Source organism: Christiangramia portivictoriae DSM 23547 (genome assembly GCF_000423045.1).
GTDB lineage: Bacteria > Bacteroidota > Bacteroidia > Flavobacteriales > Flavobacteriaceae > Christiangramia > Christiangramia portivictoriae.
In genome coordinates this window covers 73,829-96,394 of sequence record NZ_AUHF01000008.1, presented here as the reverse complement: position 1 = coordinate 96,394, position 22,566 = coordinate 73,829, and the positions used below count along the sequence as shown (strand labels likewise).

At 38.7% G+C, this 22,566-nt stretch carries 16 protein-coding genes; 7 read left to right on the top strand and 9 right to left on the bottom strand.

The window, feature by feature from the left end:
- Positions 1 to 2: 2 nt before the first annotated feature.
- From G529_RS16500 to G529_RS0107090, 5 genes are all read right to left on the bottom strand, one after another.
- Positions 3 to 170 (bottom strand): hypothetical protein, encoded by a 168-nt coding sequence (locus G529_RS16500; RefSeq protein ID WP_157514567.1) that lies wholly within the window; start codon positions 168 to 170, stop codon positions 3 to 5.
- Between the two features lie 39 nt (positions 171 to 209).
- The gene (locus tag G529_RS0107105; RefSeq protein ID WP_035695750.1) at positions 210 to 512 is read right to left on the bottom strand and encodes a helix-turn-helix domain-containing protein; all 303 of its coding nucleotides are present in this window, start codon (positions 510 to 512) and stop codon (positions 210 to 212) included.
- A gap of 112 nt (positions 513 to 624) precedes the next feature.
- A complete protein-coding gene (locus G529_RS0107100; protein WP_157514565.1) occupies positions 625 to 1,488 on the bottom strand; it encodes a hypothetical protein in 864 nt (287 codons plus the stop codon).
- Complete coding sequence (locus G529_RS15575; RefSeq protein ID WP_051201374.1) at positions 1,475 to 2,770, bottom strand: phage integrase SAM-like domain-containing protein; 1,296 nt, start codon at positions 2,768 to 2,770, stop codon at positions 1,475 to 1,477. Before G529_RS15575 ends, G529_RS0107100 begins: the two co-directional genes overlap by 14 nt.
- Positions 2,771 to 3,040: 270 nt before the next feature.
- On the bottom strand, positions 3,041 to 4,246 hold the full coding sequence (locus G529_RS0107090) for an NAD(P)/FAD-dependent oxidoreductase (RefSeq protein ID WP_026914880.1): 1,206 nt from the start codon (positions 4,244 to 4,246) through the stop codon (positions 3,041 to 3,043).
- A 158-nt stretch (positions 4,247 to 4,404) separates the two neighbouring features.
- Between G529_RS0107090 and G529_RS0107085 the strand changes: the two genes are divergently transcribed.
- Positions 4,405 to 6,189 carry an alpha-amylase family glycosyl hydrolase gene (locus G529_RS0107085; RefSeq protein WP_026914879.1) on the top strand — a complete coding sequence of 595 codons (1,785 nt, stop codon included), beginning with the start codon at positions 4,405 to 4,407 and terminating at the stop codon, positions 6,187 to 6,189.
- A gap of 37 nt (positions 6,190 to 6,226) precedes the next feature.
- Here the strand turns inward: G529_RS0107085 and G529_RS0107080 are convergent, their stop codons facing one another.
- The 4 genes from G529_RS0107080 to G529_RS0107060 form a co-directional block, all read right to left on the bottom strand.
- Positions 6,227 to 10,180, bottom strand: coding sequence for an AsmA family protein (locus G529_RS0107080; protein WP_026914878.1), 3,954 nt, complete (start codon positions 10,178 to 10,180; stop codon positions 6,227 to 6,229).
- 118 nt (positions 10,181 to 10,298) lie between these two features.
- Positions 10,299 to 11,150, bottom strand: coding sequence for a universal stress protein (locus G529_RS0107070; RefSeq protein WP_026914877.1), 852 nt, complete (start codon positions 11,148 to 11,150; stop codon positions 10,299 to 10,301).
- A 312-nt stretch (positions 11,151 to 11,462) separates the two neighbouring features.
- On the bottom strand, positions 11,463 to 14,486 hold the full coding sequence (locus tag G529_RS0107065) for an AAA family ATPase (RefSeq protein WP_026914876.1): 3,024 nt from the start codon (positions 14,484 to 14,486) through the stop codon (positions 11,463 to 11,465).
- Positions 14,487 to 15,707 carry an exonuclease SbcCD subunit D C-terminal domain-containing protein gene (locus tag G529_RS0107060; RefSeq protein ID WP_026914875.1) on the bottom strand — a complete coding sequence of 407 codons (1,221 nt, stop codon included), beginning with the start codon at positions 15,705 to 15,707 and terminating at the stop codon, positions 14,487 to 14,489.
- A 274-nt stretch (positions 15,708 to 15,981) separates the two neighbouring features.
- On the opposite strand from G529_RS0107060, the gene G529_RS0107050 reads away from it, so the two are divergent.
- The 6 genes from G529_RS0107050 (at position 15,982) to G529_RS0107025 (ending at position 22,518) form a co-directional block, all read left to right on the top strand.
- Positions 15,982 to 17,226, top strand: a complete 1,245-nt coding sequence (locus G529_RS0107050) for an NAD(P)/FAD-dependent oxidoreductase (protein WP_026914873.1) — start codon at positions 15,982 to 15,984, stop codon at positions 17,224 to 17,226.
- Between the two features lie 203 nt (positions 17,227 to 17,429).
- Positions 17,430 to 19,319, top strand: a complete 1,890-nt coding sequence (serA, locus tag G529_RS0107045; RefSeq protein ID WP_026914872.1) for a phosphoglycerate dehydrogenase — start codon at positions 17,430 to 17,432, stop codon at positions 19,317 to 19,319.
- A 160-nt stretch (positions 19,320 to 19,479) separates the two neighbouring features.
- The gene (locus G529_RS16495) at positions 19,480 to 19,647 is read left to right on the top strand and encodes a hypothetical protein (protein ID WP_157514563.1); all 168 of its coding nucleotides are present in this window, start codon (positions 19,480 to 19,482) and stop codon (positions 19,645 to 19,647) included.
- Between the two features lie 287 nt (positions 19,648 to 19,934).
- The gene (locus G529_RS0107035) at positions 19,935 to 20,486 is read left to right on the top strand and encodes a hypothetical protein (RefSeq protein WP_026914871.1); all 552 of its coding nucleotides are present in this window, start codon (positions 19,935 to 19,937) and stop codon (positions 20,484 to 20,486) included.
- Positions 20,487 to 20,650: 164 nt separating this feature from the next.
- Entirely contained in the window at positions 20,651 to 21,412 is a 762-nt protein-coding gene (locus G529_RS0107030; RefSeq protein WP_026914870.1) for a LytR/AlgR family response regulator transcription factor, read from the top strand.
- Entirely contained in the window at positions 21,412 to 22,518 is a 1,107-nt protein-coding gene (locus tag G529_RS0107025) for a sensor histidine kinase (RefSeq protein ID WP_026914869.1), read from the top strand. Before G529_RS0107030 ends, G529_RS0107025 begins: the two co-directional genes overlap by 1 nt.
- Positions 22,519 to 22,566 lie beyond the last annotated feature (48 nt).

The following is a 22,566-nucleotide window of genomic DNA, read 5'->3' as shown; positions in this document are numbered from 1 at the left end:
TTTTATTTTTTATATACTAACAATGCAGTTTTAGGATTGTCTCCTTTATATTTTTTGACCTGAATTGATAGTTTAATTATTTCTATATCTGGATCTTTATTCATAATTTGTTCTAAATCTTTTTTTATCTCACTCCAAGTAAATCTTCGATTCGTTGGTTTCTTGCTCATAAAAATTGATAAATCAAATAGTAGATATGGGCTTCAGAATTAATTATATTCTGAAGCCTTTTTATTTGAGTTAATAATTACTTTTTCTATTTCCGAGCGTCTGTATCGAACGCGATTACCGACCTTGTAAGGAGTGAGAATCCCTTTTTTATTCCAGTCTAATAGAGTAGGGAAGGTGACACCTAAAATTTCGGATGCTTCCTTTCGGCCAATCCAAGTTTCAGGTTCTTTTGGTTTAAAATTTTTCGAAAATTTTTTGAGTTCTTTGACTAAATCTGAAATTATTTCATTTTTCAGATCTTCTGGATCAACATTGATCAATTGAATTACTTTGTTTTTCATAAAAATTGATTTTAAGTTCTGGGCAAACTTATCCTGACTTAATCAAATTTTATGTCTTGGGGTAACCCCATAGGTTACCCCAGAATAACGTAAAAAAAAGAATATGAGTTATTTAGGTGTTAAGTGAATTTAGAAAAGTATCTACCCTCTTGATATCTAATTTTTCCTGTCGAGTTAATTCAGTTGATGATTTATCGAGGGATTTTAAGGAGTCTTTAATATTGTCTTCATTTAAATCTGTCAATTTAGAAATAATATTAGCCAAATCAACATTAGATTTATTCTCATTATTTGCGATAAAACCTAATCGATCTAATAATAAAACTCTTTGATTTCTGGAAAATCGGTCCTTATTGGTTTTCTTAGATTTTTTTTCCGTTTCTGTACTTGAAGTATTATTATTTACTTCTGAGTTTATTACGGCTAATTTCATTACAATATATACTAAGTCTTTAAAACTTCTCCAATCTTCATCTATGATACTCAAAAGCTGATCTCTGAAGTTTCCACCGAAAACTTCACTACTATATGGTTTTGCTTCCTGAATGTATTCGGAGTTCTCATCCCACTCCTCAATTTCCTGGTCATTTAAGCTAAAAAGATTATATATTAAACTTTCGAATTTTGTTTTCATAAGTAATTCGTTATGAAAATTCTCCTTACTTAATAAAGGTTCCCAATTTATGTCTTTATATTCTTCACTTAGTTTATCAATCATCCGATAACATGCATGTACTTTGCCTTGCTTGTCTTTGTACAATGAAAGTTGGTCTAATACTTCTCTTTCGGCATCCATCAATAGATCTTTAAGTCTAAAGGTAAAATGTATATATTCATCAATGAAACAATCACGAACTTTATATAATATCGGGAGTTCTCTCATTTCTGAGAACTCAAAAGGTTCTTTAAATTTTTTTTGGGATATATAAAATCCGTTATTGTGAAAATATTGGTGAAGTTCTCTAGTTGTCATCATTTTTGTTTGTTAATCTATCCCAATAACTAGCCATTTGATCGGCGTAATCAATTGGAGTTTTTCCTATATAATTTAAAAATTCTCTTTCTGTACTATGTCCAGTGACATTTATTAATAGAGGAGTAGGTAATTCCCCGTAATGATTGGTTGCAAAAGATCTACGGCATATATGTGAAGTAACTAATTGCCACTTGGGAAAAACACCGGACTCTTTTCTATTTTTCTTCTCATGAATTTTGGCGCCTTCTATCTTTTCTTCTAGGCCTGCCTCGAATGCCACATGTTTTATGTAAAGATTGAATTTAGCCTTTGAACTATCGAAATTCTTACTGTATTTAGGAGGGAAGTCCCATTTATATTTTTTTAATATTTCTTCAACCTTTGGATGTATTAGAATTGTGACTTTAGTTTTAGTTTTCTGCTGAACCAATTCGATAAAATTTCTCCCTTTGTATTTAACTATGTTTTCATTGGTAAGCTTCAATAGGTCACTAACTCTTTGGCCTATAAAACAACCAATTACCAACCAATCGCGGGCAGCTTTATAGTGCTCTTCTTCAAATTCAGTATTTGAAATCTTTTCAATTTCGTCAAAAGTCAGATAAATCTTTTCTACCTCGACTTTAAAACCTTTGACTAAAGGAAGCTCAGGGCTAACTTGATAGCCATACCTTTGGGCATCTAAACAAATTGTTTTTAGAAATTTGAGGTAACGTCCAGCAGTATTTCGGGCTAATTTATCTTTTTCTAGTAAGTACTTAAGAAATGCGTTTCGGAACTTTAAGTTTACATCGGTAAGCCTATATTTTTTTCTGGTATGTTTCTCAAAATTTTCAATTTTCGTCTTAATAGTATTGTATTTTGTGATAGTAGCCTTGGAACTACCTACTTCTCCAGTTTTATCATTAGTCTTGTGCTTCAGCCTATCTACATAAAGCTCACAATAATTAGTAAGTATATTGTGATCAGTTTTTTTTACGACTTCAAATTTTGAATCAATACAATTCTGCAACCAGTCACTATTTATGTAAGTAGAATTTGCAACTGCTTTGTTGTATTCTTGAATTATGTAGTGCCTAAGATCATCTAGTTTTTCTTGTACTGATAACTTATCTGTGAACTCTGCTATCTGACGAACCTTGCCACCTTTATTATTGAAATATCTTGGATTGACCAATATTGGAGTAGATCTTCTAAAATCATTATCCTTATCAATTATTAATCTAGCAGTAATTTTTGACGGGTTTCTTTTTCCCCGAACCTGGAATTTTACGGAAGCCATTTATTCTGTTTGGTAGTCAAATCTATGAAAACAAAAACTTGTACCGTAACTTGTACCGAAGAAAATTTTATTTGTCCTTTTTTTACTTAATTTCTTTTATTCTTTTAAAGCACTCGTAAATACTGATGTTACCAGTAAGTACAGGGTGTTCATTAGAATTCTTAGTGTTTAATAGAAAGTTGAAAATAAAGTCGTTACGTTCCCTCTTTCTCCGCAATTAGAATCCCGCAATATCATTGCGGGTTTTTTCTTTTATAGAGTTTCTAAAGCTTAATTTCTTTGAAACCTGTAATACTCGCTGAGTTTATGGCTTTTCCCGGCCAAGAAGCAGGAGACCAATTCCATCCCAGTGACAGAGAAGGTGATCCCGTTTCCACCAAAGCCCAGAACAAAGTATGTAGAATCAAAATCCGGATGAATTCCAATATATGGCAAACCATCTTTGGTTTCTCCAAAAGTACCTGCCCAGGCAAAATCTCTTTTAAAAGCAGTATCCGGAAGTAGTTGCCATACTTTTTTTTCTAATTTTTTCGCCTTCTTTTCCAGGTTAGCCTCCCGCCTGGTACTACTTACATAATCCTCATCTTCCCCACCAATGAGTATTCTATGATCTGTGGTGGTTCTCATGTATATATACGGGTTGGCCGTATTCCATACCACCAGGTTTTCCATGTGAAGTTTTTCTGGTTGCTGTTCCCCAACGATGGCGTAGGTGGATAGTAATTTCACGAAATTCTCTCTGATGATTTCCGTGCTTTCAAAACCGTTGCAGTAAATCAATTTTTTGCATTTGATATGCCTGCCATTTTCTAAGCTAACCTGTACTCCGTTCTTTCCATAATCCACATGCGCAATGATTGTTTTGTCATATATGCATAGTCCTTTTTTTGAATTGAACTTCAAAAGATCGTGAGCCAGTTTGTAGGCATCTATGCTTCCCGCCTGGTCGCTTAAAATACCTCCATGTGTATGACTGACTCCATATAATTCTTCAATAGTTTCGCTTTCAAGCCATTTCACCGGGAAACCAGCTTCTTTTCTGGCGTTGAATTCTCTTTTAAGTGCAGCAACGTCCTTTTTATATGCAGCGAAATACAGACTCTTTTTCTTTTTAAAACCACATTTTGATTTCACCTCTTTGACTAAAGCTCCCAAAGTATCAATAGCATCTGAACAGGCTTGATAATTTTGTATCGCAGCTTCTTTCCCAATTTTTGCTATGAGTGCAGAGAGTGGTACATCTATTTCATATTGCAGCATCGATGTGGTAGCCGCTGTACTTCCATTGGCGATATCCCGGCGATCTATTAAAGTCGTTTGAAACCCATCATTGATGCATTGATGTGCGATCAAACTTCCAGTGATTTCGCCACCAACAATTAAAATTTCAGTTTCAAGGTCTTCCTGTAGAGAAGGGTAGCTATTCAGAAGTCCGTTTTTTTGAAGCCAGAATGGTTCACTAGATCTTAAATCCATATCCTTTGAATTGCCGATTGTTTGTAGATTTTAATTGCAGCAAGTGTACTTGATATTTTAGTTAAGGTAATGACAATTAACGTTTTGTAATAGGATCTGAAGCTACTTTTATTACTTGTTTTAAGACCACTTTGAACTAATTAATTCAGAAAAAGAATATGGAAACTATCATAAAACATTCACCAGGAATGGGGAGTATTTTGCAGGAAGGCCTTACCACCTTTAGAGTGTGGGCGCCAAACGCTGAGAAAATTTTTGTAACAGGAACTTTTAATGCATGGAATGCAGATGACCTGGAATTGGAAAGGGAAGAAAATGGTTACTGGGCTGGCACGACCGATAAGGCCAAACCGGGAGATGAATATAAATATGTGATCCACAATAATGGTGAAGTTTTGTATCGTAATGATCCTTACGCCTTTGAGCTTACCAATAGTGACGGTAATTCTGTTATCAGGGATCTAAACTTCGACTTTGGTGATAGTCATTACCAGTTACCTTCTTTTAATCAACTGGTAATTTATGAGTTACACGTTGGAACTTTTAATAGAAAATCGGCAGATACCGTAGGTACTTTTCAGGATGTTATAGAAAAACTGGGTTATCTTAAAAGTCTGGGAATTAATTGTATCGAGTTACTTCCCGTGGCAGAGTTTCCTGGCGGTGAATCCTGGGGATATAACCCGGCACATCCATTTGCCATCGAACAGGATTATGGCGGTCCAGACGGACTCGCAAACCTGGTGAAAGCAGCTCATGAACATGGTATTGGAGTAATCATGGATGTAGTCTACAACCATTTTGGTCCTTCAGACATGGATCTCTGGCAATTTGATGGCTGGTCGCAAAATAACAAGGGTGGTATTTATTTCTATAATGACCATAGAAGCAGTACCCCTTGGGGAGATACCCGTCCCGATTACGGAAGGGAAGAAGTTCGCCAGTATCTAAGAGATAATGCCCTTATGTGGATAGAGAAATACCGTTGCGATGGATTGCGTATGGACGCCACCTCTTACATTCGATTCGAAGGTGGAGGATTGGGTGAAGACACTGCAATTGAGGAGGGGAACCAGATGATGCGCGAGATCAATGCTGAAATTCAGGAGAAATATCCTCATATTCTTACTATTGCTGAAGATCTGAAAGGTCATGACCTGGTTACCGATACCATTGAAAGTGGTGGAATTGGCTATGGTTCACAATGGGATATGAATTTTGTTCATCCCGTTCGGGAAGTTCTAACAGATACTCATGATGACAGTAGGGACCTGGAAAAGATCGCGGGAGCATTGCAATTTGTGCAAAGTAACGATGCATTCAAAAGAATTATTTATACTGAATCCCATGATGAAGTCGCCAATGGAAAAGCGAGAGTGCCGGAAGAAGTTCAGCCGGGGGATGCTGAAAGTGCATTCGCTAAAAAGCGTGCGCTACTGGGGATAGTACTAAGTCTTACCGCACCAGGTATTCCAATGCTTTTCCAGGGTCAGGAATTTATGGAAGATTCATATTTTCAGGATACTGTAGAGCTCAACTGGGACAAATTAGAAAAACACCATGGTATATCCAGGCTTGTAAGCGATCTTATCAAGATGAGAACAGGAGAATTTGCAGGCTACGAGGGTCTGAGACAGCAGCCTGTAAATATCACTCATTTAAATAACGATTCGAAGGTGCTGGCGTACCTGCGTGGTGAAGAGAACTCGAGAGTTTTGATTGTGATCAACTTCAGTAATACAGATTATATGGAGTATAACCTGGATCTTCCGGAAAATTCTAAATGGAAACTTTGTTTAAATACCGTAGCAAAAGAGTATGATGACGATTTTTCGGAGATGGAAGTTAATGATCCAGAATTTTCCAGCAGCCCTTCAGAAGAAGCCTGCAAGGCAACTTTTGAAATTCCCGCGTACGCAGCTTTGATCTTTGTTCCGGAGTAAAAAATAGATAATGAATTCCCGCTGTATGGCGGGAATTTTAATGATCTGCCTCAGTTCTATGTTTAAGCTCTCGATTCCAGAAGCGAAACCGTGTCCTTAACTTTTTATCTTTTTCTTCTTCACTGTTCTTCTTCTGAATCAATTGAAGATAGAATTTAGCTCCAGCCTCTTCATAGGACTGTTTTTGTGGTAATTGAAGTCCGTCATTCGATTTTAGGTTCTTCCATGGCAGGGAAAGCCAGATGTCAACATATTCATCCAGTTTAAATTCGCCTTCAGCATACAACTGTAAGGCCGAGGATTGTATCTGTGTTCTTGGAATTTTCACTACACCGTTCGTAATTCTGAAGGTCTGAGTAATAGGTCTGAATCTAAGTTTTTCAAATCGCTCTTCTTTCAAAAGTACGACCGACTCCTTTACAGGTTTAAAGCCATAAAGTTCTAAATCCTGAAGATCAAATTTTACTGTACCGTTTAAAGAGTTTAGATCCATACTGCCATTGGGCAGCAATCTGGTTCTGGCGTCAATATCTAGATGAAGTGTACCGGCAATTTTCTTAGCAGCTCGTAATTCCTCCATATTCAGATAGTCGAGATCCTCTAATAGCTTCTGAATATCGATGTTCTTGAATTCTGTCTCCAAATGCACCGGCAGTACTTTCGAAGTATCTATGGTGGCGAGAAGTTGAATACCCACAGAACCTTGCTGGTATTTAAAATCTGTATTGGTTAATTTAAAATTGCCTTCGGGATCAAAATTAAGCGATGCCTTAAAATCTGAAACTGCCAGCTCATCCACCAATACACTGTCCAGGGCGATACTGGCTGAAGGATAATAGGAATCATTAATATTTCTAAGAATGTCCTTGATATTGGCAATCTTAAAACCTGCTTTCGAGTCTTTTTTGGTTTTGACTGAATCTGCTCCTATGAATTCAACGATATCCTTGCTATCGAGAAATGGAGACTTGATCTTAAATGTTGAAGTATGTCCAAGTTCAGACTGTTTGTTGTTGATAAAGTCTGAAAAATGATCGATAGTTCCTGTGATATCGATCGAACTCTTGCCTGGAAGGTCTATATCCAGCCGGTCCAGGCTTGCGAGGTCGTTTTTAATGACCAGATGCAGGCTATCCACGGGTATTTGAAGCGCTGTTTCATTGATCTTGACCAAGGTGGCGCCTAGTTTGAGATCACCTTCAGCGTTGGAATTAAGAATACTAAGGTCCTGTGCCTGGCCTTGATAGCTACCCGTAAATTCAAAGTCTCCTGAATTTAATTCAAAGTTTACCGTATTAAGAAGTTCATTGAGATCTCTGGATTTTCCATTCATAGCCAGTGCAAACCTGAAGTCAAACGGGTTTTCATTTTCAGTATTCATTTTGGGTTCCCGGGCGGTTACAGAGCCTTGAATATTGGCTCTTGTTTCTTTGAATTTCAGGTAGAGGTCATCAAGTTTCAAAATAGAATCATTTTCAAAGACAACGTAAGCCTGAAGATCTTCAGAAACAAGTTCGTTGTATTTTACTGAATCCAACTCGATTTGAATGGTTGGGTGAAATTTATAGATATCCCGGAATATATTTGAAACATGGGCTTTTTGGGATGCCTTCTTCAAAGTGTCTCGCTCCATTTCAGCAATGGATTCCAGCCACTGGTCCATATCAAGATAATCTGCATCCAGTTTTACGGCAATACTTCCGGTGTCGGTGTCCTCTTCCAGTAAAAAGGAAGGAAAATCTGTGATCGTACTTTGAAGATAGATAGGGTGGTGGTCTTTAGTTTCCAGGGCAAAGCGGTCCAGGCTGATATTGCTCTTATCAATACCAACGTGTAGTGTATCCATGGCGAATTTCAGGTCGGCCTCAGGATAGTAAAATTCTGTTTCAGACAATTGTAGGTCACCTTCCGCATTTCTAAGTAGTTGATCGAAATATTGAATATTGCCCGTGAACTTACCTTTAAATGAAAAATCACCTTTTCTTAAAGAAACCAACTGGATATTGAAAAGATCCTGGAACACCCGAATGGAACCTTTTGTATCTGCATCTACATTTATGAAAATTGGCTCGTTGATGTTCTCTTTCACCTCTGGAACCCTAACCGTTCCGCTAAGTAGAGTTTCTGCATCCTGGTAATCGAACTCCAGCTGATCGAACTGGATAACTTCAGAATTTTTTAAGCGTACCCGGGCTTTCAGGTTTTGAAATAGGTTATCCCGGTAGATCACAGAATTAATATTTAGTTGAAAGCCGGGTTGAAATTTTTTGTAGATCGCTGCCAATGTCTGGTGCAGGGTTTTTAAGTTCTCCTGCTCCTCTTCATTATTGGACGTAAATTTGGTCGCCGTATCGATGAGGTTATCAATATTCAGCGCATCGGAGTCCAGTCTTAGTCGGGCCTCTGCCGGTTCTGCCGGATTGGAAGCCATTAATGCAGAGACATTCTTAACATTTCCGCGGAAGTTCAAATGCTCGCCATTGGGCAGATCAATTTTTAATTCCCTGAGTGTAGAATTGTTATGATCCAGCTCCAGCTGAAGTTTTCTTAAAGGTAACTGCACATTGTTTTCTTCCAGTATAACCCGGGTGTTTCCCATGCTAAAAGTACCTTTCCCGGCATTCAGTATCGTATAAGGATCATCGATATTACCATCGATAGCGGCCTCCAATGAAAACTGGCCACCCTTGAAGCTGAAATTTTCATTATTCAGTGCCTTTGCCATAGCTTCATTCGAACCATTCACCTGGATTGTTGCTTTTACCTGGTTTCTGGATGTTGCTGTAGACTGGTAATAACTATTTTGAGCATTTAACTGCATATCGCCTAAATTCGCTGAAAAGTCCTTAAAGAACAATTTGATATCGCGTTTCCCGGGTTGTTCCATTAGTGAGTCAACTGAATGTAAATTATTGGTAAGCACACCATGTGTGGCTACATTCACCAATTGATGTTCTTCGAATAGCTCCAGGCGGTTATCCTTAGTGCTGAAGTCTACATGGATAAAAGGCACGTCGCCGTATGCGAATTTTCCTTTAAGCTCCAAACGAGTTGCCATGGGTTCCTGAACCTGGTATGGTTGAATCTTTGCCGCCAGAGAATCTGGCAGGAATTGCTGGATCTTTTTAAGATCGGTTAGCTTATTTTCTAAACTGAATTCATAGCCTGTAAGTTGCTCAAATTCAAACTGAGCTTTGGCATCAAAATTCTGATCTTCCAATTGAAGATTGAAAGCTGGGATTTCCAGCTTATTATTTGAATTTCTTAATTTAAAACTCGGACTTCCAGTGACCATCGCACCATTAATAAAACTGCCTTTGCGAGTGTTAAATCCAAGGTCGTTGATAAATACTTCAAAGTCGATATTTCCGCGAATCAGTTCATCCTCAGATCTAATTTCTCCGGTAACATTCTCTGCCACCAGGTCGAAGTATTTATGAAGCATCTTATTTTCAGCAATAAAATGAACATTCTGCAATTGAAATGTCGATATTTTTGGGTGAATCCAGGAGGGAAGTTCGAAGCCGCTATTGTTCTCCAGCTGCTTCCTTAGCTTTAGTTCAATATATTCCTGAAGGGTCTTTTCAGTAAGTACCTGTGTATGTATACTGGCATCTCTAATCCGGATATTTCGAAATTGAACATCACCACGCATTAGGTCTTTTGCCGAGATATTAACATCTGCCCGCGCCAGCTTTATGATGGTTCGCTTGTCCAGAATGGTATCAAAACTGCTTTGTTTGACATCTTCTATACTGAAGCCTACATTTGGAAATCCAATGAAAAAGTTCGCATTCACTTCCCCAATTTCCAGGGTTCCATTACTGTTCGCTTCGTACCATATCTGAAGTTCATCGATCAAAAGATCCCTGCTAAACCATCCCAGGATAAAAAGAAACAACGGCGCTACAAACAAGAGACCTGCCGCAATCAGGACACGCTTGATCCATTTAGATTTTCCTGTCTTCTTTTTTGAATTGGTTTGATCCACAGCTTCGATGATGCTTTTTCAGGTTTTTACTGAGTTGCTCCTGCCGCACCAAAGTACATTAAAATTAAATTGGTACCACTTATATGGAAAACAGCTTGATGACCTGCTTTTTTAGTCTTTAGCGTATTTCCTTCAGTATAAGAACGGGTAATTTTGGATCAAAATCGATATCCTCAATAGCGGCTTTGTTGAAAATCTTTCCGAAGAATCCCTGTTTTCTTTGATATAGCGCGAGAAAATCACTTTCCCTGCTTTCTATAAATAAATGCACCCCAGTGGTAGGACTGGTTTTAGTAAGCATATGAAAACTGGTATTTACTTTTGACAGTTGCTTTAGCAAATCCTCTTTATTCTTTTCCTGCTCTGTGGAGAGCGCTTTTCCTTCAGTATTGATATACAGCACCCTGATGGAACATTCGGTATTCTGGGCCAGTTCAACCAGGTGTTCCAGTTCACTCGGCTTGAAAGGCTTACGTAAATTTGTTGGGAATACGATTTCGAGATTTGGATCGATCGCAGTCTCGTACTTTTCAGGAATCACGAGTACAGGACATTCTTTGATCTTTTCAGTGATCTTGGAAATCTTGTTATTTTCAGCAGTATTAATACCCGCCGTATCTCCGGGAGAGCCAACAATAATCATATCAATTCCAAGTTTAATCACCTGCTCCTGAATCCCTTCCACCAGGTTACCGTCATAACTAATCTGCTCAAACTGATGTTTTTGATTCTCCTTTCTAAAACTAAGCCCCTGCATGATGCGTGCAAGTCCTTTTTCAGAAACAGAAGCATTGGTTTCCTCCTCGTCCTCCTTGTGGATAGACATGGCCTCGCTCAAAGAACCACGGGAGCTGTACACATTGATTAGGTAAAAGGTACATGGAAACTTTTTGAATAATTTCATGGCAAAAATCAATGCACTCCATGAATGTTTGGTGAAATTGGTAGGGACTAGGATCTTCTTTTCCATAAATAGTGTTTATAGTAGCAAGTTTGAGTAAAGATAATTAAACTCCTTCGTTTGAAATCTGACTTTACACCCGCTTAGCAACAATTTTTGCCGAATATTTTAAAATTTAAGCCTTTTGTTGCTTTTGTGTTAATCATTTAACCAATAGTGTTTATTATCATAAAACTCTGACTTCCAAATTGTCGTAAATATATCGAGACTAAAAAGAAGGAGGTTTATATGAAGAGATAAAATTCAAAACTATGGTTCAATTTTTAATTTTTAATCATTGAATTAGCCTAAGACAAAGCCGGAGAGTCCGGCTTTTCTCTTTTAAGTGATTTCCAGGCTGCTGTAACCCTGTCCATTTCTGGTTAATTTTATCTGGGTGGATATTCGTTCCTTTAAAGAATCTACATGACTAATAATTCCAATGGTCTTGGAACTTTCGGCTTGCAGCCGTTCCAGAGTATCCAGTGTTTGATCCAGTGTTTCAGGATCCAGCGTTCCAAAACCTTCGTCTATAAACAGGCTGTTGATCTCTACGTTTTTAGAAGCAAGATCAGACAAGGCCAGGGCCATGCTTAGACTGAGTATAAAAGTCTCGCCACCAGACAGCGTTTTTACAGATCTTCGCTGCCCACCCATGTGTTGATCTATAGCTACCAGGCCGTCATCTTCTTTTTCTTCTGGTTTATCAATAAGATAGCGATCGTTTAGGTCCTTCAATCGAACATTCGCAAGACTGAGTAATCTGAACAATGTAAGATCCTGTGCGAAATCATTGAATTTTTTACCTTTTGAGTCTCCAATAAGTTCATTCAGAATTCGCCATCTTTTGCTAAGCTTTTCCTTTTCTGCAATTTCTTCCTGAAGTTTTGTTTTACGATCAACTTGCTCCTCGTAATTTTTCAGGACGCGCTCAATTTCCTTACAGGCAGTTTCCATACTGGCCAGCTCAGTAGTTTTTTCCTGTAGCTGTTTTTCAAGCATGTCGCGTTCCTGTTCAGGTTCGATCTTTTTCAACCTGGACAGTTGTTCCAGAAGTGTTTTGCCAGAGGCTCGGGCACTGGTCAATCGATCGGCTATAAGTTGCCTTTCTTTTCTAAAATCACTGGCCTGGGATTCGCTAAGTAGATTTTTCCGTGCCTCTTCTATGCTTTCAAAATTGTGCTTTTCACAGAAATTTGCAAGATCACTTTCTACCAGCCTTTGGTTTTCCATGATCTTTGCATATTGCGAACTTATGGCCGCCAGTTGTTCTTCGGTATGGTCTCTTTCCTGCAATAGCCTGATCCAGTTCGTATGCAGTTGCTGTACATCATTCTGGATATTTGATCCCGAATAAAGCCTTTCGATCTGTAATTTGAGGGTCTTTCCAGCTTCAATTATTTCCTGAAGCGCTTCAGCAATAGGTAGAGCATTTTTATAAGCATTGCCAAGACGCGAATATCTTTCCATTTCAGCCAGATCTTGTAGTTTCTCTTCCAGGCTTTTTTCGTATTCCTGAAATTCTTCTCGGGTCTTAATATGGCTGAATTCCTCAAAATGAATGCTCAACTGCTGAATCTGCTCTTTTTCCTGCTGCTGAAGTGTTTTTAATTTCTCAGAAAGCTCTGTAAAACTATTGCGCAGAGTTTCCAGTTTTGACGCTTCTCGCGTAAGTTGATCCCGGGAACTCTCGTACTTCTTGGAAAGGCTGGTAATTTCAGTTTCCAGAACTGAAGCATTAGCCTCATTATCTTCTGCAAGCGGGTGATGAGTGGCTCCGCATAAAGGACAGGGCTTTCCATCCACCAGATTTTTCCTGTGTTCTTGCAGGCTCGCCCGCAACTTTAAATTTTCAAGGCTAAGCTGTTTATTTTCCAGGTTAGATCTTAATATGGCTGTGTCTTTGGATAAATTGTTGATCCTTTCCGGAGCAGATTTTAACTCAGGTTCCAGGATTTTTAACTGCTCCAAAATCGCTCCAGATTCTTTCTTACAATCCTGAAGCTCCATAAAAGAACGGTAGGCATCCCGCGATCGCTTCTGAAGTACTCGTAGCTTTTCCTTTTCTTCGGAAATATCCACGATTGTCAAAACTTGATGTTTCTGAAGCAGTCGGTTTAATTCTGATGAATTAGTACTAAAAGCAGAATTGAGACTCGATTTTAACTCAGCAACATCATCACTTACTAAAATCTCTGTATCTCTTAATTCAGTTTTTAACTGTTCTTTTTTAGTGTTATAAAGAGAAAGTTTATCTGCTCTCTTTTGTTGTAGATCCAGTACCTGTTCTCTAAAACCGAACAGGCTTTTTTCAATATTTTCTTCTGACAGTTTGGACTGCACAAGGGTTGAAGCATTTTTCAGAAGCTCCTCAATATTCTTTTTTGTAGAAATAAGCTTATTAGAGAGTCTGGTTTTCTCAACCTCTAGTTCCCTTATCCTGGAAATATTCTGAGACCATTCCCGAAACTTTTCAGCTTTAGGTTCCACCTTTTCGTGGAATTTCAGTTGTTTTCCCTGTTCCCTTTCAAAAACTTCCAATTGAGCTTTCGTCTGTTTTTCAGAAGACTTTAGCGTATGAAGCTGAGTTTCCAGTTCTGAAACAGATCTTTTTAGTTCTATCGCTTTTTTGATCTTTTCAATCTCAGTTTTCGAGTTTTCACAGGTCTGCGATTTTTCCTTTAGATCCCGCCTTTTCTTGGTAAGCAGCTCTTTATCCAGTAAATTCTGATCAATGATCCTGATCTCATTTTGCTGCAGTATGATCTCCTGGCTGGCTTCCTTATTTTTCTCAAAAGCCCTGATACCAAGCTGTCGATAGATGCCGGTTCCAGTGATCTTTTCCAGCAATTCACCTCGTTCCTCTTTCTTTGCTCTTAGAAACTGGGCAAATTCACCCTGCGCCAAGAGAACTGCTTTGATGAACTGGTCATAATTAAGCCCGATCAATTCTTCGTTCTTACCTGGAATGAGTGACTTCTTGAGATCAATCAATTTTCCAGATTGATGATCATGAAGTTCCATTTCATAATCATTCAGATTATTATTCCGGTTGATTTCTATGCTCCATTGAGAACTGTAGATCCCGGAATTACAGCTATAAGTGATACGCGCCATCGCGTTTTTCTGGTTCCGGGTAAGAATTGCTCCTTTAGTGGCAATTTCGTTTTTAGTGATCTTCCCCAATCTGGGCACATGATTAAACAAAGCCAGCGAGATTACATCGAGAATAGTGCTTTTCCCGCTACCCGTTGGACCGGTGATGGCAAAAAGCGAATTGGTGGTGAAAGGCTCTTTGGTAAAATCGATACTATAAGACCCCTTAAGGGAATTGATGTTTTCGAACTCTATTTTTAAGATCTTCATTTAAACGCCTGTATTTCCAGATTGAACATCTTCCAGTATTTCATCAAAAGCAGCCATGATCTCATGTTGATCATCTTCCGCATAATTATGTGTCGCGATCAATTCAGCAAAAACATCTTTAGGCTTTAGATCTTCAAGCTGCTGTTCCTCATGGTACAACTGGGAACTTCCATCTATCTGGTTTTTGAATTGAACGCGTTGTTTCACGATCTCAAACCCATCAGTTTGAAATTGATCTACTAACTGGTCGAGCGCATAAACTTTATGGGCATCGTATTGTTCTTCCACGAGATCCACTTCTATTAAAGACTTTAAACTGGCGTGATGTTCCAGGGAATTAAGTTTTAATTCCAGTTCGCTAAGATTGCCACTGAGTTTAAGAAGCCTCCTGAAGCTGGGAATGGCAATACTTTTTGGTTCGTAGCCAGACCTTGTGTCCAGCAAAAGAATTCTTTTTTCATCTGTTCTTTCGCTAAAACTTAGCGGAAATGGGGAGCCGCTGTAAAAAACTGGTTTTTCTGCAGATACCCGTTGTGGTTTGTGAATATGTCCCAAGGCGAGATATTTAAAATAATTACCGAACTGCGAAGCCCGGAAAGCAGCAAGATTGCCAATCTGGATGTCCCGTTCACTTTCTGAAGATTCGATCCCAGCCGTATATAGATGGCCCATGGCAATCGCAGGTATTCCAGGATATTTCTGCTGGCAGATCGCAGCAGCTTCTGCAAAAATTCTTTCAATGCCCGTTCGAATAGCTTCAACTCTATCTTCATGATTGGAAGCCTGTTCACCGCTTCTTAGATCGGCATCCCTAAGATAAGGGATCGCAGCTATGACCAGTTCAATCTCTCCAGTGCTATTTCTTACCGGAACGATCACATCGTCTAAATTCTGTGTTAGACCGCCAATCACGGTAAGGTCCAGGGCGCGCATAATTTCCTGGGGAGCGTCGAGCATTGCCGGGGAATCGTGATTTCCACCGGTAGCTATTATCTTGCAGTTCAATTTTTGCAAGCGAATAAGTGCTCTGTAATATTGCCTTCGCGCTTCTGAAGACGGATTCGCCAGGTCAAAAACATCTCCGGAAATCAGGAGCAAATCCACCTTTTCAGTTTCAATGAAATGGGCAAGCCAGTCGATGAATAGATCGAAGTCCTGGCTTAGATCATGTTTATGTAGTTTCTTTCCAATATGCCAGTCGGCAGTATGAACTATTTTCATGTATACATCTTAGTTTGCAAAAGTATGCTGCACCGGTGACAGATCCTGTCGTCATAGGTGATGGATAATTGAATTTCAGACAAGAAATTCGCGAAATCAAGATAATCAAATTTGAGTTTCAGGAAAACCTGAAGTATCCAAAATAGCAGATTTTTACCAACAATTTCAGTGATGAATTTCTGTGAGTTCATAGCGTTTTTAAAGTAGTAATCTTGAGAATGTTAACAATTCTATAGAACCTTCTGCTGCTTTTTAGTTTTACATTTGAGATGTTATGGAAAAGGAAGATTACAATATAAATATTATCGGAGCTGGTTTGAGCGGACTCGTTGCCGCCATGGTGCTTGAAGATCATGGATATCAACCTACGATTTATGAAGCTGAAAGCCACGTAGGAGGAAGGTTGCGAACTTTTGAAGTAGATGGATACCAGCTGGACAGAGGTTTTCAGGTAATGTTGAGTCAGTATCCAAAAATTCAGCAATATCTTGATCTGGAAGCACTGCAGCTTCAAAAGCTGAAACCCGGAGCTGTGATCTATCAAAAAGGGAAAAGTACCAGAATTGGCGATCCTACGAGGGATTTTTCAGCTTTGTTTCCAACCATTTTTTCCAGTGTTGGATCAATTTCAGATAAGTTGAAAGTGCTTCAGTTAAACCTTGAGCTCAAGAAATTAAGTCTGCACGAAATCTTTAAGAAGAAAGAAACCACGACGCTGCAATACCTTCAGGACAAAGGATTTTCAGAAAAGATGATCAGTAATTTTTTCAGACCTTTTTTCTCCGGAATTTTTCTTGAACCAGATTTGAACACTTCCAGCAGAATGTTCGAGTTCGTCTATAAAATGTTTGGTGAAGGCGATGCGGTCATCCCGAAAGATGGAATTAACGCGATCCCAATGCAGCTATATAAAAGGCTGAAGACCACCAAGGTGAATTTTAATTCCAGGATCAAGCAGGTAACCGATGATGTACTGACGCTGGAAAACGGTGAACAGGTGAAATCTCATTTTACCATTATCGCTACGGAAGCAAGTTCGATGGTAGCCAATCTTCGTGGGCAAAAGCAGGCCTGGAAGGCATGTCGATGTCTTTATTTTACCGTAGAAGAAGATGTGATTGGTGATGCGACCATCGGTTTGCAGTCTGATAAAGATAAGCTGGTCAACAATATTTTTTACCACTCCTCAATTTCAAACAAAAATTCTTCAGCAGGAAAGCTGCTTTCGGCCACTATAGTTCGTGATGTGGATTATAGCGAAGAAGAACTCGTGGAGAAAGTTTCCGAAGAACTGAAAACTGAATTTGGTATTAGAACGATCAAATTTTTAAAACAGTTCTTTATTCCAAAGGCGCTACCAGATCTTAGAGATATTCAGTATGAATTACAATCTACAGAAACTCGTTTGAGCACGCAGGTTTTTCTTGCCGGAGATCAACTGCTCAATGGTTCACAAAATGCTGCCATACTTAGTGGTGAACGGGCAGCATTAGGAGTGATCGAAGTATTGGAAGGATAAGGTTTAAAGTGGGATTCTTTCTGCAATCATTGCATTAATACCAGGCGAAACCTTAATTCTGCTATCGTTTTTTAGATTACATCAAAATTTTAAACTGAAATTGAGAATATGCTAATTCAGTAAAAATAGAAGGAATTTGGCATTTTTAAATCTTCAGAAAACAACTAGTTTTATACCTATTTTCAACCGAATGATATCCTGACATGAAGGAAAACCGACATTATGTTATCGATTTTGACAGTACTTTTACGCAGGTAGAAGCATTGGATGTGCTGGGCGAGATCAGTTTAAAATCGCATCCTGAAAAGGCAAAAAAATTACAGCGATTAACCGAGCTTACAGATCTTGCCATGGCGGGAAAGATTGGTTTTCGCGAATCCCTGGAACAAAGACTGGAGATACTGGAAGCTGAGATGCGAATGATCCCACAGGTGATTGAAGACCTTAAAAGCAAAGTTTCTGTTTCTTTTGTGAGAAATGAAGCCTTTTTTCAGGAAAACAAAGATCAGATTTACATTGTTTCCAATGGTTTTAAGGAGATCATCGTTCCTATTGTAAAGGAACTTGGAGTTAGAGAAGAAAATGTTTATGCCAATACTTTTACTTCTGAAAATGGACATATCACTGGCTTTGACAGGGATAATGTGTTATCTTCAAGCAATGGCAAAGTAGCCCTGCTGAAGCAAATGGATCTTCAGGGCGATGTTTACGTGATTGGAGATGGCTATAATGATTATGAGATCAAGGCGGCAGGACTGGCCAATAAATTTTACGCTTTTACTGAAAATGTTCAACGAGGAGAGGTACTTGAAAAAGCAGATCATGTAACTCCCAGCCTGGACGAATTTCTATATTTACACAAAATGAACAAAGCAATATCATACCCTAAGAATCGAATCAAAGTATTACTTCTTGAAAATGTACATGCAGATGCTGTAACCTTGATGAAAGAAGAAGGCTATAATGTAGAAACAGTTTCCGGAGCTCTGGACGAGCAGGAACTCGCCGAAAAGATCAAGGATGTTTCCATTCTCGGGATCAGGTCCAAGACCAATCTTACTGCAAAGGTGCTGGAAAACGCAAACCGGCTTATCGCTGTAGGGGCGTTTTGTATCGGGACGAACCAGATCGATCTGGAAGCCTGTCTTAAAAAAGGAGTCGCGGTTTTCAATGCGCCTTATAGTAATACCAGGTCTGTAGTGGAACTGGCGATAGGAGAGATCATCCTGCTCATGAGAAATCTGCCCGATCGAATTGCAGAAATGCATCGGGGCGAGTGGAACAAATCGGCTAAAGGGAGCTACGAAACCCGTGGGAAGAAACTGGGAATCGTTGGTTACGGGAATATTGGATCACAGTTATCGGTGGTGGCAGAGGCTATAGGCTTTGATGTGTATTACTATGACCTGGTGGAACGTCTTGCTTTGGGGAATGCCACGAAATGCAATAGCCTGAAAGAGCTTTTCGAAAAAGTGGATATTGTCACGCTGCACGTGGATGGTCGCAAGGAAAATACCAATATGATTGGTGATAAGCAATTTGGCTGGATGAAAGAAGGAAGTGTTTTCCTGAATCTTGCCAGGGGACAGGTAGTAGATGTGGATGCCTTACGCAGGTATATGGAAAGCAAGAGGATCATTGGAGCGGGTGTAGACGTGTTTCCAAAGGAGCCTAAAACAAACCAGGAGGAGTTTGAATCACCATTGAGAGGATTGCCAAATCTAATCCTTACTCCCCACATTGGAGGTTCTACGGAAGAAGCTCAGGAAAATATTGGAAATTTCGTACCGGGAAAGATCATTAATTACATTAATACAGGAAGCACAACGAATTCTGTAAATTTCCCGAATCTGCAACTTCCAATTCTTGAAAATGCCCACAGGCTTATCCATATTCACCATAACAAACCTGGTATTATCGCTCATATTAACAGGATACTGGCAGCTAATGATATCAATATCGTTGGGCAGTACCTGAAAACGAACGAAACCATTGGTTATGTAATTACAGATATCGATAAAGCATACGATGATACCGTGATCAAAGAATTGAAAGGAATTGAAGGAACCATTAGATTCCGAGTACTTTATTAAGCAGTAGTTTATTCAAATAAGAAAAAGGAGATCATACCTGGTGTGTTCTCCTTTTTGTGTTTTTAGGGTAGTTAATTAACTAAAAATTAAGAGGTTAAGTGGCTTTGGTGTTTATCTTTATCGGCCCCCGTAAAAAGATCTAATTATAAAAAAATCCAAAGTGGACATCATATTATTTTGTTCAGTAATGGTTGCGGCGATTACCGTTATTGGAGCCATCTATTATCAATTGAGAAAGGACAATTCCAAACAGGAAAAGTTGATCAAATCGTACAAACGCGAGCTGAACTCACTGCGTAAAGTTCGGAAGCACGTAAAATCGGCATAGACTTCTGGGCGTCATTCATATCTAAATCACCGATTGGGTTACCTTCTTTTTTAAGTTGGGAAGCTGTCAATCACATTGTTTTTGCCCTGAACGATTAAATTGATGCATTGAACACCAGTCTCCTTTCCATAATTGATTCAGGTAATGTAATCTTCTTTTATATCTCTTTCCAGGGGTTTTAATTCTTAAATACTGTTTTCCAGATCATTCACTTTATTCTGACTCTAATTTGGATGTAGTTTAGTGATATCAATAAATCATTATTCATCATTCAAAAAACGTACATTATGAAGACTTTATTTATTTCAGTATTACTTATCGCAGTAACAGCATTTGGAAATGCACAGGAAATTGAATTGGACGAGGCTGAAGTTCGTCTGGAAACGAACAAAGCAAAATTTGTTAGAACTGGAGATGGTTTCACTTATGCTGTGAGTGAAAAAAGTTCTGGAGAATTCGAAAAGAACCCCATGGCCTTTATGAAATCCAACCTGGATATTAATGCGATGCTGGAAGAACTCGCCAGTGAGAACTTTGTTTCTTACCAGGTCACCTTCCGAAGCGATAAAGGCTACCTTTCGGCAGAATTTGACAAAAATGGAGTGCTGCAAAGAACCAGTCAGAAATTCAGGAACATTGTTTTACCAGCAGAACTAAGAACAGAACTTTACAATTCTAACAAGGGCTGGAGCGTGATTTCAAACAATTATATTGCTTCAGGAAAAGGGGATTTAGTGAATAAAGAGATGTATAAGATCAAGTTAGAAAATGCAAATCAAAAGCGAACGGTTAAACTTGACCCGAGAACATTATCCAGTGTTTCGGTAGCGAGTAACTAAAAGCAGGTTAGTAGTTAGTTAGTCAGAGGGCTGTCGGGTAAGTTCGGCAGCCCTTTATTCGGTAATCACAAAATTGCGATTCTATACATACATAATTACAAAAAGCCCCGGCAGTTTTACTTATTAGAAATAATGATAACTTGTAGAGGCCAAAAACATTGAATATGAAAGCCTTGATCATCGATGATGAGGAATTAGCACGTAAACGTGTTGTCAATCTCCTGGAAGATATTGCTCAAATAGATATCCTGGGAGAATGTTCCAATGGCAAAACCGCTATTGAAAAGATCAATCAGGAAAAGCCAGATCTTATATTTCTCGATATAAATATGAAGGATATGAATGGCTTTGATGTACTCAAAAAGATTGAGATACAGCCCAAACCAATCGTGATCTTTGTCACGGCTTATGATACTTATGCATTGAAGGCCTTTGATGCAGAAGCTTTTGATTTTCTTCTGAAACCATTCAAGGATGAGCGATTCTTTAAAACTATTAAAAAAGTATTGAATACAACTACTTCTGAAGCTGAAGAGAATTTTGAAAAACGACTCGTAGAACTTTTTCACGAATACTCGAAAAGTACCCTGCATTTAAATTCGGTCGCCAAAATACCCGTTAAACAAGGCAACAAGACTTCGCTGGTAGATCCCCGGGAAATACATTACATACAGGCATCTGGTTATTATGCTGAAATTCATGTAAATGAAAGGAAGCATGTGTTACGCGAATCGCTGAATAATCTGGAAGAGATCCTGGATCACAATTTTGTGAGGATACACAGGTCTACGATCGTCAACCTCAATTTTGTACATGAGATCATACATTCAGACTATTCTGAGATCGATGCAAAAATGATCTCAGGAGAATTACTTCACGTTAGTAAATCTCATAAAAAAGAATTTCTTGATAAAATCGGAATCTAATGAGTCTTCATGAACTTAAACAAAAGTATATAGATTTCAAGCTGGTGCTTCTTCTCGCCGGTTTCTACCTGATGTTTGATTTGATACATATTGCAAAAACTGCGTATATGCAGAAATTCATGCCCAAGGAAATGGAACTTTTCAACTGGCATGACTTTCTTGTCTTCAACATGTTATTTGATTATATCATCGTGGTAAGCTACATGACGCTCATTGCGATGAGTACCAAGAGATTTCTTAACAAGAACTATTCATGGGTAAAGATCATTTCCATACATACCCTGTTCTCCATTTTAATAGGTATCATCATCAGGCTGGTTTTTGATTTCTATTCCATAATAGCCGGTAGAATAAGTCTTGCAGAATTTGATCTTCGGAAGAGTGTGAACGCCTTCGTCTATGTTCTTGACCTAAATTTTCTGATCTATTTCGCGATGACCTTTATCATCTATACCTATTATTATCTTCGGCAGGTAAAAGAAGCAGAGAAGCGACACTCGAAACTGGAAAGTCAGTTAATGAATACCAGGATGCGCATGCTTTCTTCCCAGCTGCAACCACATTTTCTGTTCAATACGCTAAACAGTATTGCGGTGCTGACAGACCTTGATCGTAACAAAGCGAAGGATACCATTGCAGATCTAAGCGATTTTCTACGTGAGATTCTTTACCAAAGTGATAGAAACCGGATAAGTCTGGATGAGGAGCTTAGGATTCTGGAGTATTATCTCAATATCCTAAATGTCCGGTTTTCAGATCATCTAAGCATCGAAAAAAATATAGATGGAAAATTGTTATCAAAGAAGATTCCCGCAATGTTGCTGCAGCCTATGATAGAGAACTCGATCAAGCACGGGTATTCCTATGATCATACAGATCTTCATATTTTGATAGAGATACGGCAGGTAAGGGGATACCTTATCATCAAGGTGGAGAATGACGGGGAGCCTTTACAACTTTCACACGCAGAGTTGCTGGAAAAAGGGGTGGGTTTACGAAATATTGACGATCGCTTAAAAAATCTATACAAAGAGAAATACAGCTTTGAGATAAGGAACAGGACAGACGCCAGCGGTGTGGTGACACTGGTAAAAATTCCCGCGTAACAGGATTGTTTAAGAAACCTGTAAGGACTTTCCCAAAAAGATTAAATT

Bases quoted from the DNA above. Each gene is read 5' to 3' on its own strand.
- G529_RS16500 (WP_157514567.1), bottom strand. From the start codon at position 170: ATGAGCAAGAAACCAACGAATCGAAGATTTACTTGGAGTGAGATAAAA.
- G529_RS0107105 (WP_035695750.1), bottom strand. From the start codon at position 512: ATGAAAAACAAAGTAATTCAATTGATCAATGTTGATCCAGAAGATCTG.
- G529_RS0107100 (WP_157514565.1), bottom strand. From the start codon at position 1,488: ATGATGACAACTAGAGAACTTCACCAATATTTTCACAATAACGGATTT.
- G529_RS15575 (WP_051201374.1), bottom strand. From the start codon at position 2,770: ATGGCTTCCGTAAAATTCCAGGTTCGGGGAAAAAGAAACCCGTCAAAA.
- G529_RS0107090 (WP_026914880.1), bottom strand. From the start codon at position 4,246: ATGGATTTAAGATCTAGTGAACCATTCTGGCTTCAAAAAAACGGACTT.
- G529_RS0107085 (WP_026914879.1), top strand. From the start codon at position 4,405: ATGGAAACTATCATAAAACATTCACCAGGAATGGGGAGTATTTTGCAG.
- G529_RS0107070 (WP_026914877.1), bottom strand. From the start codon at position 11,150: ATGGAAAAGAAGATCCTAGTCCCTACCAATTTCACCAAACATTCATGG.
- G529_RS0107065 (WP_026914876.1), bottom strand. From the start codon at position 14,486: ATGAAGATCTTAAAAATAGAGTTCGAAAACATCAATTCCCTTAAGGGG.
- G529_RS0107060 (WP_026914875.1), bottom strand. From the start codon at position 15,707: ATGAAAATAGTTCATACTGCCGACTGGCATATTGGAAAGAAACTACAT.
- G529_RS0107050 (WP_026914873.1), top strand. From the start codon at position 15,982: ATGGAAAAGGAAGATTACAATATAAATATTATCGGAGCTGGTTTGAGC.
- serA (WP_026914872.1), top strand. From the start codon at position 17,430: ATGAAGGAAAACCGACATTATGTTATCGATTTTGACAGTACTTTTACG.
- G529_RS0107035 (WP_026914871.1), top strand. From the start codon at position 19,935: ATGAAGACTTTATTTATTTCAGTATTACTTATCGCAGTAACAGCATTT.
- G529_RS0107030 (WP_026914870.1), top strand. From the start codon at position 20,651: ATGAAAGCCTTGATCATCGATGATGAGGAATTAGCACGTAAACGTGTT.
- G529_RS0107025 (WP_026914869.1), top strand. From the start codon at position 21,412: ATGAGTCTTCATGAACTTAAACAAAAGTATATAGATTTCAAGCTGGTG.